Source organism: Bacillus sp. JJ1562, from assembly GCF_036962705.1.
In the GTDB taxonomy this organism is placed as follows: Bacteria; Bacillota; Bacilli; order Bacillales; family Bacillaceae_L; genus Ferdinandcohnia.
Window position 1 is genome coordinate 218,484 of the sequence record NZ_JBALOQ010000022.1, and the last position, 16,487, is coordinate 234,970.

Sequence of the window (16,487 nt, forward strand, 5' to 3'; positions counted from 1 at the left end):
TTAAAAAATCGTGGCATCCGCCGGAGGCTTTAACTTTATTCTGCAGTTCCTCTGCTGAATAAAGTTAAAATCTTTCCTTTTCTCAATATTCAACAAATATTGCATGAATCCTTCTTAAATCTTAAAAAAAGAACCCCTTTATTAGGAGTTCTACATGACTTGTTTTTTCAACTGACTCGTAAAAAGATTGTAATAATATCCCTTTTGTTGAATAAGAGATTCGTGATTACCCATCTCGATAATTCCTCCCTCATTCAACACGATGATTTGGTCTGCTTTTTCAATCGTATTCAAACGGTGTGCAATGATAAAGCTCGTCTTTCCCTTCATCAGCCTCTGTAGTGCTTCTTGAATTTTCATTTCTGTTACTGTATCAATACTGCTTGTTGCTTCATCAAGAATTAATATAGACGGATTTGCAAGGATTGCCCTTGCGATCGACAGAAGCTGCCTTTGTCCTTGGCTAATCCCACTACCATCCTGTTTTAAAATCGTCTTGAATTGATTTGGTAGTTTCATAATAAAAGTATGTGCATTTGCTAATTTGGCAGCTTCAATTACCTCTTCATCGGATGCATCAAGTCTACCATATCGAATATTGTCCATAATTGACGCCTGAAATAAATATGTATCCTGTAGCACAAATCCCATATTTTGACGGAGGCTTTCCCTTGTCATCGCTGCTGTATTTACCCCATCAATCAAAATTGCACCAGAATCTGGTTCGTAAAATCGAGACAATAAATTAATGATCGTTGTTTTCCCTGCCCCTGTTGGTCCGACAAAGGCTACAGATTGTCCAGCTTTTACATCAAATGATACATCTTTAACCGTGTTCCCATCCTTTTCATAGGAAAATGAAACATGATTAAATTCAACATCCCCATGAATTTCGTTTATTTTTTTAGCTTTTCTTTCATCCTTAGCCTCAAGTTCCTCATCTAAAATATCAAATACACGCTCAGCACCCGCGATGGCGGATAGTAATGTATTAAATTGGTTGGCCAAGTCATTGAGCGGTCGGGTAAATTGTCTTGAATACTCAGCAAAAATGACAATCGTTCCGATCGTGATATGCCCATTCAATGCAAGTATTCCGCCAACCCCGGCTATAATCGCAAAGCTTAGGTTATTTAACACGTTCATAAGCTTCGGAATAAAACCAGAATAAGCTTGTGCATAATAACCCGCTTTCTTTAGCTTTTCACTCTTTTCCATGAATTCGATCATCACGGTTTCTTCTTGTGAAAAAGTCTTTACAATTCGTTGACCAGAGATTGTTTCTTCAATATATCCGTTTAGTTCTCCTAAATAACGCTGCTGTTCCTTAAACAGCTTCCCTGTTCGTTTTGTGATCCACTTTATCCCGATGAACATGATTGGGATAATAATCATAGTAATTAGGGTTAATAGCGGGCTCAGCCAAAGCATTATTGCCACAGTTCCAATCAGGGTTAGTAAGCTCGAAAATATTTGAATCACAGATGAATTCAAGGTTGAGCTGACATTTTCAATATCATTTGTAATTCGGCTCATGAGTTCTCCATGTTGCCTTTTATCAAAAAAATGAATCGGTAAACGATGCAGTTGTTCAAAAAGCTCCGTCCTCATCGAAAAGACCGTGTTTTGTGCTATGCCGACCATCCAATAGTTTTGATACCAAAGTGACAAGGAATGAAGAATAAATACAATTCCTAACCAAAGTAAAAGAACAAGGATCCCTTTATGCTCCTGTGTAACAATATATTCATCGATCCCTCTTCCTAGCAAAAATGGACCGAGGAGTCCAAGCCCGGAGCTTACTACGACCATCGCTAGGACAGCCATCAATAATTTATGATTGACCGCAAGATAGGACCAAATTCTTTTAACAGTACCAATTCTATCTCTTGCTTGTTTTGGCTTGTTTCCGTTATTTTGTTTAGTAGGATTCATTCGCGTTGACATGAACTTGTCCCTCCTCTCCAAACTGAGTTTTATAGACCTTTTTATAAAAAGGCGAGGAGTGTAAGAGCTCTTCATGACTTCCTGTGGCGAGTAATTTTCCATCTTCCAACAGTAAAATCGTATCGGTTGCCATTGCTGTGTATATTTTTGATGTAATGATCATAGTTGTGCATTTGTAATTTTTTAATTCTGCAAGAAGTTTGGCTTCTGTTTTTAGATCGAGTGCACTTGTACTATCATCAAGTAATAAAATTTTAGGATTGCGAACAAGTGCTCTAGCAATCGAAATTCGCTGCTTTTGCCCACCGGAGAGATTCACACCTCTTTGTCCAATAACGGTATCGTATTGTAATGGAAGCTTCGCAATTGTTTCATGAATTTGGGCACGCTTAGCCGCTTCCATAATCTCTTCCATTGTCGCATCCTGTTTGCCCCAGCGGATGTTATCCTTAATTGTTCCAGTAAATAATAAAGCTTCTTGTGGAACATAGCCGATTTGTTTTCGTAATTCATCAAGCTTTCGATCCTTCACATCGATGTCGTCAATCTGAACACTGCCATAGGCAACATCATATAAACGTGGAATTAATTGAAATAAAGACGTTTTCCCTGAGCCTGTCGCACCTAGAATGGCAATAGTTTCACCTGGTTGAATCTTAAATGTGATATCCTGTAAAACCAATGCATTGGTTCCTGGATACCTAAAATCAACATGTGTAAAGGAGATACTACCTTTTGCGTGTGGGACAGATGTTAGATTTGTATTAGATTCTATTAAATCTACCTCCGTATCTAATACATCCACTAGACGGTCCGAAGATGCTTTTGCTCGTGAGAAATGCATGATAATCCATGAAAAAACTCCGAGTGCTCCAGTAATCCGAGTTGTATAATTAATGACTGCAACAACTTCCCCGACCTGAACGTTCCCTAGGCTAACATCAATGCTGCCAAACCAAAGAATGGCAATGATACTTCCATTCATTAAAAGTAAAAGAACTGGCATTGTCAATTCGATGAGGCGAAGTGAAGTGATTGTCCGGTCTCGTAAGCCTTCGTTTGCATGTATGAAACGTTTTGTTTCATGTCCCCATCTTACAAATGCTTTTATTAATCTCATCCCTGATAGATTTTCCCGCATTACACCGTTCACTGTGTCTAGTTTCTCTTGGACGGATTGGAACAGTCTTCTTGCTTTCGTCATGACGAAAATAAGAAACAAAATTAAAAATGGAGTCGTAACGATGAGCATCATCGCGAGCTTTGCATTAACGAGGAGAGCCATAACCATTCCGAATATGATGAGCATCGGTGCACGCATTGCGATACGCAAACTCATAAACACCGTATTCTGTAGCTGGGTTACATCATTTGTCATTCTCGTAATCAATGTTGCAGTTTGGAATTTTTGAAGATTTGCGAATGAAAAGGATTGGATTTTTCCAAACATTTCTTTTCTTATGTCAAAAGCAAAACTTTGGCTTGTATGGGAAGCAAAAAAAGAGTTGACAATTCCCGCTATAAAGGCCAGAATCGATATTCCTACCATAATTCCGCCCCACTTAATAACTCCAGAAAGATCCTTTTGTAAAATACCATCGTCAATCACCTTTGCAATTAAAAGCGGTTGCAAGAGTTCGACCGCAAGTTCAACAAAGGTCAAACAAAGAGCGACTGAAATGGCTAGTCGATAAGGTTTTAAATACGTTAGCATTCTAAGCATGTGAGGCCCCCAAATTATTTACATAGCAATTCTTTCGATTTTCTAAATTATTTTTATCATACAATAATTTTAACTATAATTATAGAAAAAATCACCAAAAGCATGAGCCTTTGATGATTTATTGTTTTTGTAGATTATGAGAATATAATTTTTGACTGGCAAAAAAGCTAATGATTGTCGCAGCTGTTACAGAAATTAACATATACAAAATCAGATTATGCATTCCTTTAGCAACATCGACCTGACTTGTGATAAGCATCCCCATGATACTTGCTCCAAATGTTGTACCAATGTTTCTTGCAAAGAAATGAAGACTAGTTGACATCCCTTTTTGATGTGCTTCAGCCAATTCCTGTGAGCCAATTGTTCCAATCGTAACAACAATTCCAAACGCAAAACCTTGAATCGTTAAAATAGCAAAGATGTACAAGAAGCTAGAGTCTTTATTCATGAAGAGTGCAAGAATTGCAGAAAGCACAAGCAGACCGTTTCCAAAGAAAATCGTATTGCGATAGCCATATTTTAAGATAAGATTCCCTGCCGGTACAGATGCAAACATCCAGGCAGCGCTCATTCCGAAAAGAACAAGTCCACTTACTATAATCGAAATCCCCTGTACCTCTTGCATAAATAAAGGAACATAATTCTGAAACGCAAAAATACTTAAGAAAATTAAGACGCCATTAATATTCATCCATGAGATATTTTTGTTCTTTAAAATCTCAATCGGGATAAATCGTTTATCCGATTTTTTCTCAGAATAGATGAATGCGACTAGGAAGATAATACCAATTAAATTATAGATTACAAGATTTTCCGTTGTAATGGTGTTCATTAAAAAGGCAAGCATACTTCCTGTGAAAAAAACTGCGCTGAGATAATTCAGTGGATTTTTATCCTTCGTAATGTTCTCTTTATATGGGATTAAACATAAAAGAACGATAATCCCGATTGGAATATTAATAAAGAAAATCCAGCGCCATGACATCGTTTCAACGAAAAAGCCACCGATTAGAGGTGCAATGACAGCAGAAACTCCCCACATTGCTGAAAAGAATCCCTGAATTTTCCCGCGCTTTTCGATTGAATACAGATCACCGGCAATAATCATCGTTAATGGTGCAACCCCACCAGCACCTAGTCCTTGGATTCCACGGTATACGATTAATTCCACCATGGAATCAGCTAAACCACAAAGTAATGATCCAATTGTAAAAAGAATAATAGAAATGCTAAATATCTTTTTTCTTCCATAAATATCGGCAAGTTTCCCGAATATTGGTAAGGAAACAGTAGAAAATAACACATATATGGCAAACATCCATCCATAAAACTTATAGCCGCCAAGCGTTTCTGCTATCGTTGGCGCAGTTGTCTGGAGAATTGTCGTATCCATAGCACTAATAAGCATCGCAAGCACAATACTTACTAAAACAAATGGTTTTGATTTCATTTTGTTTTCCCCTTTAAGTCTAGAATTACTCTATTATACTACAGATATTGGAAATGAAAAGATGCCTGTTATTCAATAGCACTACAAAAAAATGAGGTAATTACATGATCCGTATTACGGCAATTACACACAACAATGAACGAATTACCGATACCCCTATTTCAGAAATAAAAAATACTGAATGGAAATGGTATTGGATTGATTTTAATCGTCCAACAGAAACGGAGCTTGAAGAATTATCAAAAACACTACATTTCCATCCACTAGCTATTGAAGATTGCATCCATGTCTTAGAGCGGCCAAAATTAGACTTTTATGAATCAAATACTTTTTTTGTCTCGCATAGCCTTCATCAGGATACGATGGAAAAGGAAGAAATAAATATATTTCTTGGTGAAGGATATATTGTGACCTTTCATTTAATGGAATCAAGTGAAGTGAATGATGTGTGGAACCGCTTATTGATGACCGACACGATTGAAAATTGGGATCCTTCGCTTGTGTTATATCACATCATCGATAAGCTGGTTGATAATTATTTCCCGATTGTTTACCACCTAGAAGATACATTAAAAGAAATTGAAGACAATTCGAATGAAAAATCGATGGAAAAGCTACTAGATGAGCTTTTTGACACAAGACATAATTTACTTACTTTACGGCATACGGTAACACCGATGCGCGATTTGGTGTATCGGATTATCAATTCGCATCGTCTTGATTTGCTACAGCATCGGATCGAATATTTTCATGACATTTATGACCACCTTTTAAGACTTACTGAAAAAATCGATGCTAGCCGCGAATTAACAGCCGATATTCGTGATAGTTATTTATCTTTGAACTCGCACCAAACAAATAAAGTGATGCGGATACTAACCGTCATCACGACCATCTTCATGCCACTTACCTTCATCGCCGGCATTTACGGCATGAATTTCAACCATATGCCTGAACTCACCTATAAATATGGGTATTTCATAATTCAAGGAATTATGATTGTGATTGGAATTGGTATGTTTGTTTGGTTTAAGCAAAAAGGATGGTTTCGGTAAGTTTCGTTACGAATGACTGTCAGAGAAAAAATACAACAGCCGACCCAAGAATTGGGTCGGCTCAATCAATTATTTATTTTTGTTACCATTGTTTGATTTTTCTTGTTCGTAAGATAGTCCAAATCCGTATTTATATTCGACACCAGCTTTTGTCTTATAAGTGAAATGCTTATATTCTTCAGGTGCAAAGCTTGGAACATCTCCTACTTCTCGTTCTACAGCTTTCGCACTAGCTGGAATAGCGAATGGAAGTTTACCAACAGGATTGAATTCCCCAGTGATTACATCAAATACTGCTTCTTGTTGTGTACCAAAAGTACCGATAAATGCAGCAGCTTTTGGCTCAAGCTTATTAATTAGCCATTGGTTCGTAAAGTTTACAGCAGTAATCGTTGGAACCGCTTTTTGGATCTCAACAATTCGGTCAAGATCATATACTCCAGTTTCCGGCCCAACTGTAATACGTGGATTATTATCCCAGTTAGACTGTGTAGGTTTCAAATATACATAAGCATGTGTTGCTTCCTCAACACTATCAACTAATTCGATGTTAGAGAATTTTTCTTTTAGTGTATTCTTTAAGTCTGCAGTAAATGCAGCAGTTTGTAATGCAGAATTTTCTGCAACATATTTTGCAGCTTCTTCTCCTTTTAGATTTCTTGGTGCTGCTACACCAATAAATCCTTCTACATAAAGTTTAACATTTTCTAATTTTTCTTCAGTTAACGGTAATAGATTTTCGCCTTTAACTTTATCATTACGCATTAAAACAACTGACTTTTGATGTGCTTCATATGCTAATGCTCTATGTTCTTCATCGTTTGCTAGAGCAATTGCTTCATCAGGATTTACATATGGATCCTCAAACAGACCTAATGTCATCATTTCAGATAAAGTATAAGTAATGGATTCATCAACTTTGGATTCATCTAGTAAACCGCTAGTAACTGCCTCAATTACTAGATCTGGTGTTGCACCACCCGAAATAATGTTAGTTCCTGCATTTACCGCTTTTGCAACTTTTTCTACTGCTGATTTATCCAAGTAACCCCATGCACTACCAGCAACAGCACCTGAGTCAGAGTTAATATATCCTTGGAAACCAAGACCTTCGCGTAAATAACGGATAATTCCTTCATTTAATGTCATTCCAACTTCTTCAAATTGCTGATCATCACTATATGGTGGTAACCCCTGTTCAGCACTTTCATTACTTGGATATGCGTAATAAGGCATTACAGATGCTACACCAGCTTCAATCGCTCTTAGGAACGGAGGAATGTGATACTTTTCCATGCTTCCTTCTGTTGGATAAATATTAAATCTACCGTTTTCAAAGTGAGGGTCTTGTCCATCATCACGAGCTCCACCGCCAGGGAAGTGTTTAACTGTGATGGCTACACCGTCTGTACCAAGTTCTTCAGTTTGGAATCCTTTAACGAGTTCATAATTCATGTCTCCAACTAGTTTTGGATCTTCACCGAATGTCTCCTCAATTCTTGCCCAAAGTGGATCTGTTGCAACGTCGGCCATATATCCATAAACCTTACGAATTCCAGCAGCTCTCCATTCTTGGCGGGCAATATCAGCAAATTCACCAACAGCTTCTACATCTCTAGCAGCTGCTAAACCTAATGTTCCAGGCCAGAAAGTATGTTGATCCTGAACATTCGTTATATTTGTATAATCTGTAGATTGAGAGTTTCTTGGATTGGAAGTAATCACAACTGGAATCCCTAATTCTACTCCTTCTGCTAATTGTTGCATTTGGTTATTATAATTGGCAATATCTCCTAAGTTTTGCGATAGACGATAAATAACATGGCGCAATTTTTGCTCAGTAACAATTTTACTATTTTGAGGAGTTACAAATTTCCCATCTGCAGGATCTGCTTCTGGAGTGTGTGTATTGATATACATTAATCCAGCTTTTTGCTCAAGACTCATTTTGCTAATCAAATCTGCTACACGTTCTGAAACTGGTTTTCTCCAGTCTTCATAAATATCTAAACTTCTACTGCCATTTGCATCTCTAAAATACTTGTCGCCAATTTCAAGAATTCTATCTTGAGTTGCTACTTCAATTTCTGGTTGACCGTCTGCTTTTGCAACTTTATAGGTAGTGATTGCACCTCGTCCAGTATACGGTGTAGCTTCTCCTTCTTCACCTGTGTACCCTTGCTCATCTGCAAAACCTATTGTTGGAGCAACAAGTGAAAGTGCAAGTGTACTTGCGATAAGTTTTTTTCTTAATTTTGAAGCTTTTCTGATTTTTTTAGATACTGATGCCATTTTTCTTCCTCCCTTTGATAAATGATTTGTTTACTATAAAAATAGTGTGATTTATAGAACAATACTACCTCCCAAAATAATAGATAAAGCCTTAGATTTTTGGGGTTCGTATCCATTCTCAACTTCATTTACTACTAAATAGAAATACTAAAAAAGAAGAAATCGATTTGATGCACTTTTAGTTAACGCTTTCAGAATACGCTTCCATTTTTACTGAAAAAAATTAATTAATTAGACTACTAAACAAATTAACTACTAATATACTACCATTTTAGTATGTTAATCATCATGAGGCTTAGATACTAATTTAAAGTGGGTCTTTCGTGGGTAAAATATTTCTAATTGCATAGTAAAAATGTAATATCTTAGGTTAAATAGTCTGATGAAATTTTAAATTATTAATAAATGATGTCTGAAAATACTATTAACTTCCCTATTATTTCAGGTATAATAAAAATTGTTAGAGAATCGAAATATTTTATTTGGAGGTCAAATCATGACGAAGGTTAAAGATAGACTATTAACTCGTGCTGAGGTACATATTGAACAAACATGGAAGCTTGAAGACTTGTTTCCCTCAGTTGACGCATGGGAACAAGAATTATCTGCAATAGAAGCTGATATATCAACCGTTACCAAATTCAAAGGGAAATTAGCTAATGATGCAAAAACTTTTTTAGATTGTTTACTTGCTGAGGAAGAACTTTACAAACGTATGATTTTAGTAGGTACATATGCAAGTCTACGTTTCAACGAGGATGCGACAAATCCTGAGAATCAAGGAAATGCGGCTCGAGTTTCATCTGTTTTTTCAGGGATTAGTGCAGGACTATCATTTATCGAGTCTGAGATACTTGCATTACCGCAAGAGAAAATTCACCAATACATAAAAGAAGAAAAAGAATTAGAAGTATTCCAGAATAATCTAACGGTGATTTTAGAGAAAAAGCCACATACCCTATCACCCGAGACAGAAGAAGCGCTGGCCGCTCTTGGTGAAGTACATTCTGCACCATATATGATTTATCAACGAAGCAAGGCATCTGATATGACATTTCCTTCTTTTAAGGATGAAGAAGGAAATGAGCTTCCACTCTCCTTTGCTTTATTTGAGGATCGCTATGAACTATCTGAAAATCCGACAATTAGACGCAATGCATTTAATGCTTTTTCTGATACTTTGAAAAAATATCAAAATACATTTGCTGCAGCTTATGCAACAGAAGTAACGAAACAAGTAACACTATCAAAATTACGTAACTATCAATCTGTTACACATATGCTATTGCATCCGCAACAGGTTACGTTAGAAATGTACAATAATCAATTAGATATTATTCAAACTGAACTTGCACCACATATGCGCAAATTCGCAAAACTTAAGCAACGGGTGCTTGGTTTGGATAAAATTCATTTTAGTGATTTAAAAGCACCACTTGATCCTGATTTCAATCCAAAAACCACTTATGAAGAGGCGTCAAAAACTATTCTTGAGGCTTTACAGGTAATGGGTCCAGAGTACAGTGCAATCATGGAAAAAGGTCTAACAGAGCGCTGGGTTGACCTCCCTGCTAACGTAGGTAAATCTACAGGTGCCTTCTGTTCAAGTCCTTATGGTGCCCATCCGTATATTTTAATTACTTGGACTGACACAATGCGAGGTGCGTTTATTCTTGCTCACGAACTTGGTCATGCGGGTCATTTTTATTATGCAAATGGAAACCAACGAGTTGGAAATACTCGTCCATCGACTTACTTTATCGAAGCTCCTTCGACAATGAACGAGTTACTTCTTGCAGAACATCTTTTATCAAAAACAGATGATAAGAGAATGAAGCGTTGGGTCATCCTTCAGTTACTAGGAACGTACTATCATAACTTTGTGACACATTTGCTTGAGGGAGAATATCAACGTCGAGTATATGCTTTATCTGAAAGCGGAAAACCAATCACTGCTCCTGCATTAAGTGCTATTAAAGGTGAAGTATTAAAATCCTTCTGGGGAGACGCGGTGGAAATTGATGATGCTGCAAGCTTAACTTGGATGCGTCAGCCACATTATTATATGGGTCTATATCCATATACGTATTCTGCTGGATTAACCGCTTCTACTGCAGTTGCACAATTAATAAAAGAAGAAGGCCAGCCTGTAGTTGATCGCTGGATTGAGGTTTTAAAAGCTGGCGGTACAATGAAGCCACTTGAATTAATGAAATATGCTGGTGTTGACATGACTAAGCCAGACGCAATTCGCAAAGCTGTTGCTTATGTAGGAGACCTAATTGAGGAATTAGAAGGTCTGTACGAATAAGATTTATGAAATGCCCAGAGCTAATCTGGGCATTTGCTATATAGAAAAACTCGTGCATATAAAACTAACTCAGTTAAATTAACATCATGAAATTAATGTTCATTTTCGATTATTTCAATATAGTAAGCTTTGATTTTACCTGGATTTGATTCCCTAAGATTATCACCATAAACCCTTACTTTTTGATTGCTTTTAAGCCCCTTAAATATGTTCTGATTTTCTGCATTTTTGTGTCTTGATACAATAATTGTGCTGCTGGTCCTATAGTTTGAGGTAAAATAGCCTATTAATCTGTCACCTCTACTTATTGGCTTATCATTTATCAATATAGAACCTATCCTTTTAGAATCTACATAACCCTCAATAATCATATAATCTTCTGGTATTTTTTTAAAATCAATTGATGTTCCTTTTTGAGATCTTACTTCGTGATGAACCATCATAAATACCAAAAAAAGCAAACAAGCTAACATAATTCTATTGTTTGGTGGAGACTTAACCATATCTACCCCCCTCACCAAATTAAATCAGAAATATTCCCTATATTTTAATAATGTGCTTAATATTCTGATTCATGTGATTCAATAGATTCGTAAATTCTCTTCTTATCTTAGGACCTCCATTTAGCATTGTAGAAGTCTCAATCCTAAAAAACCCCTTTTCGGTTTCAGAAGGAACTTTCCAACTCCCATAAGCGATTTCCTACCTCTTCAAGGAGCGCCTTTGCTCTTTTTTCAATATTGTTTGGAAGATTGTCTTTGCTAAAGAACTCTAGATTTATACTTTCGCCATCGTTCATTTCTAGTACACCAGTGACATTTTTTGCATGAAACAAATTTATTACACTATATGTTTCATCTCCACTTGGATACAGAAAATAATAACGTGGGCCTGAGAAAACACCAATTAATGTGAATTCACTTGCTATTAAACCGGTTTCTTCCTTTAGTTCACGCGCAGCAACTTCCTCTATAGTTTCACCCAGTTCCATCGAACCACCTGGTAAACCCCAATCCAATGTATCAGACCGATGTTGAAAAAGGATTTCATTATTATCATTAACAACAAGAATTGTTGCACCTACCGTTAAGATAGGTCGTGTTCCGATTAATTTTCTTAGTTCAGATATATAGTTCACAATTTTTTCTCCTCATTCTAATATTCTTGTAAAATATATTTCCTAAAATGATGTTTTTAAACTGTACAAGCCATAATTACATTTCCATCTGGGTCTTTAAAATTAAACCATGCAAAGTTCTCTCCAACTCTTTCAATTTCCCTTACGATTTCGATATCATTTGATTTAATAAAATCATAGGCAACATCAATGTCTTCAACTAAAAAATTAAAAATTGGGTTGTGTGAAGGTCTGTGGGTGAAAGTAGGATCAAAGGCATGGTCATCCAAAGTTAAACTTGTTGTTCCAGTAATCGGGATGTTATAAATGGGAGATTGCACGTTATTTAAATCCGGTTCAAAACCTAAGATGTTGCTGTACCAATGAACCGCATTTTTTAAATCTGTAACGTGAATGAATACTCCTCCCATTGTGTTTTTAATGGGTGATTCACTAGAAATTGCCATATGTAACACTTCCTTATCCTAAAATTTGTTTTAAATGAATAATACCTTTATCAACAGACGTCTCTATATATCCTACAATCTGATCAAATGTAAATACATTTAATTTCTCGTTTACAATATCTTTGTTATACTCCATGCCCTCAACTACATATGGAAGGAAAGCTTCTACTTCCTTGTACTTAACCTCTTCTAAATCAATTATTGACGATGATACCAAATGTAGTTTTTCTTTTAACTGATTGGAGAATCCATAGTGTTCTAATAACTTTCCATTCAGTAGTCTAAAATCATTGTGATACAACTGTAATATCTCGGGATTGGCTTCCATTCTATTTCTTAACCATGGAAGGTAAAAACCCTTTAACCAAACATCATCCGCAATTAAATGGGAATAATAACCTAATATATAATCATTTTTCGCATGGAAATGATACTTATATAAGAATTTTTGGTAATCGATTTCTCGTAAATAATCTGCAACATCACCTGTATAAAAATGGGATAAATCTTTTGGTGCTACTGCATCTGGAGCAATCCCTCCAAGTAAGAATGATGTTTTATTGGAAATAGACAAACAATCTGCTATTTTAGTAGAAATTATGGCATGCATAATTCGAGAACCCAAAAGACTCTCCCTCCTCTATGAACATTCCAGATCAAACTTCTTTATTACAGATGGAAGTTCTGCCAAATCATCAATGATATAATCTGCATCAACATTATCCCACTGCAAATCCTTTTTCCAAATTCCTTTCATGCCCACATTACGGGCAGCTTTTACATCATTTTCTGGGTGGTCACCTATAAATATACATTGATTTTTAGGTACATTTAGCTGTGCCACTGCCTTCATAAATATTTGAGGATCTGGCTTTTTGATTCCTTCCCATTCAGAAATTAAAATAATATCAAAATATTTTTCTATCCCTAGTGCTTTAATATTATCAAACTGAAACTGACCTTCTCCATTTGTAATAATGCCTAATTGAAGTCCATTTCCTTTTAATTCTTCTAACATAGGAATAAGATTTGGGAAAGGCACACAATTATTTTTAAACAGATTGATATAATCCTGCAGCAGTTCTTTCCAAGTAATTCCCATAATATGAAATTCTTCAACTAATTGTTGATACACTTTGTCTTTCCATACATATCCACGGCAATCTAATTCTATAAACCTCTTGATATAGGTTTCTTTTGGGATATAGTCTACAACTTCCTTTAATCTTACATACTGGGTTGTTATAAATTTTTTTACAGATTCATCTCTATTCAATAGTGTTCCATCTAAATCAAAAATAGCGGCTTTTATCATGTTTTTACCTGCCATCTATTATAGTTTACGAGCTTTAATAATCATTGTTGTTGGAAATCTTCGTGCTTTGTATAAAGAATAATAGCGGTCTGAAACCTCATCTTCAATTGAATCAAATGACTCTGTTACATCACTTTCTATCACATTCTCTATTGTAAAACCCGCTGTTATTAATTCATTTATATATGTACTCATTTTTCGTGTTGGAATGACCATTGGAGCATCTTCACCTTTGAACTTGCTGTATGTTACCTTATCTTCGTTTTGATATGAGCCATCCAAATAGATACGGCCATTTTCACTTTTAAGATGAGGATACAAAGGGTGATCCCAACTGAATATAAAATATCCGCCTGACTTCAAGTATGAATGCACCAGCCTTAAGGTTGTAGATAAATCCGTCGTCCAACCAATTGCAAAAATGGAATAGACTAAATCAAAATATTCCTTTGGAATGCTGATATCTTCCTCCATTGGTGCACTAAACAGTTTAGGATTCAATCCTTTTAGTGTTTCTTCTGCGGTATCGATTTGATTCTGTGACAAATCTATTCCCCATATTTCAACAGCACCTTTTTCGGCCATATATTTTAATGAATGTCCACTTCCACAACCGACATCAAGTACTTTTTTATTTATTAAATCCTCAAACAGCCTTAACTCTTCCTCTGTTTGTGTAAAAGGACCGTAACTAGGAAGTGCATCCTTCCCATTAAAATGATGTGCCACTATGTCCCAGCTCTTCTTATTGTTTTCGAGTATTTCATTTGTCATTACTCTTGCCTCCTAAATTTTCTTTCCCCAACGAAAAGCCATCAAATAAACGTCCACCATACGGTTGTAAAATATCATTAACTATTTGAATAACCTTTGATTTATCCCCGTTTCTATAAAATAAATCAAATGCAGCAACAAAGCGATTTGCAAATTCTTCGTCGAATTCTTTTAGGGCTCGATACACCCACTTGGAGGCTCCGATCCATTTACGATTTGTTCTTAATACAAATTCGCTAGTTAGTTCGGCAAGGTTATTTGCAATGAATATTGTTTCTTCCCTTTTTTCATTACCGATGAAATCGTCAAGAATGTCAGTGATAAAATATCGTTTCAAATTTATCGTTTCCTTCGTCCATTCATCCGGCCCATTGTCCAAAAGCTCCTTAGCTTCCGTTTTTACTATTTCAAGTATTCCGTCATCCTTAAGAATAATGCTCTCGTAAACCATTCTTGGCATTGATGGTCTTGCCCGCATTTTATCCGTTTCAAAAAACAGCTTATAGGATGTTTCATTATGTACAAAAACCTCGATAGGCCAACCGAAATCGATTAAAGACTCACGATATGACGAGGCTATGTTCCTATCGAAAACAACGATGTCAAGATCAGATGTTACAGTTGATTCTTCCCTTGTTACACTACCTGCTAATAGGGCAGCTTGACAATCCGGATAATATTTTTGAATAAATTGTTGGGCTGCTTCTAAGGGTTTCATTTTTTTATTAAAAGCTGTCAAAATTAACACCTCAAATCTATACTTTACAAAATCTACATTCTACAAATTTTGATAAATTCCTTTTTATTCCTTTCAGAAATCAGGCAGGAAATTAAACTATGGAAGAGAATTATTATCATGAAAGTCATTAAGGGGAGGAGAATCATGTTAGATGTGAATATAATTGAACCAGAAATGACATACGAGTTAAGACACAGCATTTTACGCCCACATCAACCAATTGAGGCCTGCATGTATGATACAGATTTTCAAGAAGGTGGATTCCTTGTAGGGGCATTTAATAAAGGAAAATTAATTAGCGTCGCTTCCTTTTGTGCCATGTTAAACCGTGATTTTTTAAGCAGTAAGCAATATCGACTTAGAGCAATGGCAACGCTGGAAGAATATCGAAAGCTTGGTGCAGGACGTGAAATAGTTACTTTTGCGGAAAGTTTACTTAAGGAATATGGTACGGAGCTTCTATTGTGTATGGGTAGAACGAATGTTCAAGGGTATTATGAGCGGTTGGGCTTTAAGCCACATGGTGAGGTCTTTGATTATCCACCGATTGGTCCGCATATTGTGATGTGGAAACAATTAATCTAAATTACAAGGAGAGTTGAATATGAAAATTCGTAATCTTATCTACTATTGTGTCTTTTTTTGCATCATTGTTATATCGAATAGTTTAATAGTCCTCTACTCTCCTTTTGCTTTTGTTAGAGTGGTTAATCTCATACTGGTTATCTTAATTTCTGGAATAATTGGTTCATTTACTAGAGAAATTTTTGTCTTGAAGGAAAAAAATAATTCTAAATCACATTAATTACAAATTAAAAACACGTAAATGATTGGATTTGTCTAAGGCTTATTCCGAAGTTTACCCATCTAAAACCATTCCACCTAAACCCTGAAATGGATCTTCGTCCAACAAATGTTGGATAGAACCAGAATTGTTCAAAACCTCTTAACCATACATAGGTAAACCTAAATAAACATACCCTAATACTTCCTGGATCGACTGCAAAGGCTTGTGCTTGCTGTTGTGATTGTGTTGGAACAAAAGATGGTGGCGGTGAAGTTGGTGGTCCTCCTCCAAGTCCTTGACCTGGTGTTCCAAAAGGCGGTCCTCCTCCAGGTCCTTGACTTGGTGGTCCGAATGGAGGTCCCATAGAACCCCCGCCAGGTGGTGGGAAGAATGATCCCATTTGTCTTTCATAATCATAAATATAATCGTAATCTGTGTAGTATGGTAGTGATGAAGCCATTTGCCCGTTTTGGTCGTAATAATACATCTTTAAATCACTCCTTATTC

The 16,487-nt window shown here is 36.1% G+C and carries 15 protein-coding genes; 3 read left to right on the forward strand and 12 right to left on the reverse strand.

Annotated elements, in window-relative coordinates:
- Positions 1–150: 150 nt before the first annotated feature.
- The 3 genes from V7097_RS15270 to V7097_RS15280 form a co-directional block, all read right to left on the reverse strand.
- Positions 151–1,947: an ABC transporter ATP-binding protein gene (locus tag V7097_RS15270; protein WP_335704489.1), complete on the reverse strand. Its 1,797-nt coding sequence runs from the start codon at positions 1,945–1,947 to the stop codon at positions 151–153.
- Positions 1,922–3,670, reverse strand: coding sequence for an ABC transporter ATP-binding protein (locus tag V7097_RS15275; protein WP_335704490.1), 1,749 nt, complete (start codon positions 3,668–3,670; stop codon positions 1,922–1,924). Before V7097_RS15275 ends, V7097_RS15270 begins: the two co-directional genes overlap by 26 nt.
- A 118-nt stretch (positions 3,671–3,788) precedes the next feature.
- Positions 3,789–5,123: an MDR family MFS transporter gene (locus tag V7097_RS15280; RefSeq protein ID WP_335704491.1), complete on the reverse strand. Its 1,335-nt coding sequence runs from the start codon at positions 5,121–5,123 to the stop codon at positions 3,789–3,791.
- 104 nt (positions 5,124–5,227) lie between these two features.
- Here V7097_RS15280 and corA point away from each other — a divergent pair, with 104 nt between their 5' ends.
- Positions 5,228–6,178, forward strand: coding sequence for a magnesium/cobalt transporter CorA (gene corA, locus V7097_RS15285; RefSeq protein ID WP_335704492.1), 951 nt, complete (start codon positions 5,228–5,230; stop codon positions 6,176–6,178).
- A gap of 69 nt (positions 6,179–6,247) precedes the next feature.
- Here corA and V7097_RS15290 read toward each other — a convergent pair whose 3' ends face one another.
- Positions 6,248–8,470 carry a glycoside hydrolase family 3 protein gene (locus V7097_RS15290; protein WP_335704493.1) on the reverse strand — a complete coding sequence of 741 codons (2,223 nt, stop codon included), beginning with the start codon at positions 8,468–8,470 and terminating at the stop codon, positions 6,248–6,250.
- A gap of 496 nt (positions 8,471–8,966) precedes the next feature.
- On the opposite strand from V7097_RS15290, the gene pepF reads away from it, so the two are divergent.
- The gene (pepF, locus tag V7097_RS15295) at positions 8,967–10,781 is read left to right on the forward strand and encodes an oligoendopeptidase F (RefSeq protein ID WP_335704494.1); all 1,815 of its coding nucleotides are present in this window, start codon (positions 8,967–8,969) and stop codon (positions 10,779–10,781) included.
- Positions 10,782–10,873: 92 nt separating this feature from the next.
- Here pepF and V7097_RS15300 read toward each other — a convergent pair whose 3' ends face one another.
- The 7 genes from V7097_RS15300 to V7097_RS15330 all read right to left on the reverse strand — a co-directional run bounded on the left by V7097_RS15300 (position 10,874) and on the right by V7097_RS15330 (position 15,193).
- Complete coding sequence (locus V7097_RS15300) at positions 10,874–11,284, reverse strand: DUF3221 domain-containing protein (RefSeq protein ID WP_335704495.1); 411 nt, start codon at positions 11,282–11,284, stop codon at positions 10,874–10,876.
- A 164-nt stretch (positions 11,285–11,448) separates the two neighbouring features.
- On the reverse strand, positions 11,449–11,919 hold the full coding sequence (locus tag V7097_RS15305; protein ID WP_335704496.1) for an NUDIX hydrolase: 471 nt from the start codon (positions 11,917–11,919) through the stop codon (positions 11,449–11,451).
- Positions 11,920–11,975: 56 nt separating this feature from the next.
- Positions 11,976–12,365 carry a VOC family protein gene (locus tag V7097_RS15310; protein WP_335704497.1) on the reverse strand — a complete coding sequence of 130 codons (390 nt, stop codon included), beginning with the start codon at positions 12,363–12,365 and terminating at the stop codon, positions 11,976–11,978.
- A gap of 13 nt (positions 12,366–12,378) precedes the next feature.
- Positions 12,379–12,990 (reverse strand): hydrolase, encoded by a 612-nt coding sequence (locus V7097_RS15315; RefSeq protein ID WP_335704498.1) that lies wholly within the window; start codon positions 12,988–12,990, stop codon positions 12,379–12,381.
- Between the two features lie 15 nt (positions 12,991–13,005).
- On the reverse strand, positions 13,006–13,680 hold the full coding sequence (locus V7097_RS15320; protein WP_335704499.1) for an HAD family hydrolase: 675 nt from the start codon (positions 13,678–13,680) through the stop codon (positions 13,006–13,008).
- Between the two features lie 18 nt (positions 13,681–13,698).
- Positions 13,699–14,454 carry a class I SAM-dependent methyltransferase gene (locus tag V7097_RS15325; RefSeq protein ID WP_335704500.1) on the reverse strand — a complete coding sequence of 252 codons (756 nt, stop codon included), beginning with the start codon at positions 14,452–14,454 and terminating at the stop codon, positions 13,699–13,701.
- Positions 14,444–15,193: a nucleotidyltransferase domain-containing protein gene (locus tag V7097_RS15330; protein WP_335704501.1), complete on the reverse strand. Its 750-nt coding sequence runs from the start codon at positions 15,191–15,193 to the stop codon at positions 14,444–14,446. The genes V7097_RS15325 and V7097_RS15330 overlap by 11 nt, the downstream gene beginning before the upstream one ends.
- A 144-nt stretch (positions 15,194–15,337) precedes the next feature.
- Between V7097_RS15330 and V7097_RS15335 the strand changes: the two genes are divergently transcribed.
- Positions 15,338–15,778 carry a GNAT family N-acetyltransferase gene (locus tag V7097_RS15335; RefSeq protein ID WP_335704502.1) on the forward strand — a complete coding sequence of 147 codons (441 nt, stop codon included), beginning with the start codon at positions 15,338–15,340 and terminating at the stop codon, positions 15,776–15,778.
- A gap of 227 nt (positions 15,779–16,005) precedes the next feature.
- Here V7097_RS15335 and V7097_RS15340 read toward each other — a convergent pair whose 3' ends face one another.
- Positions 16,006–16,467, reverse strand: coding sequence for a hypothetical protein (locus V7097_RS15340; protein WP_335704503.1), 462 nt, complete (start codon positions 16,465–16,467; stop codon positions 16,006–16,008).
- Positions 16,468–16,487 lie beyond the last annotated feature (20 nt).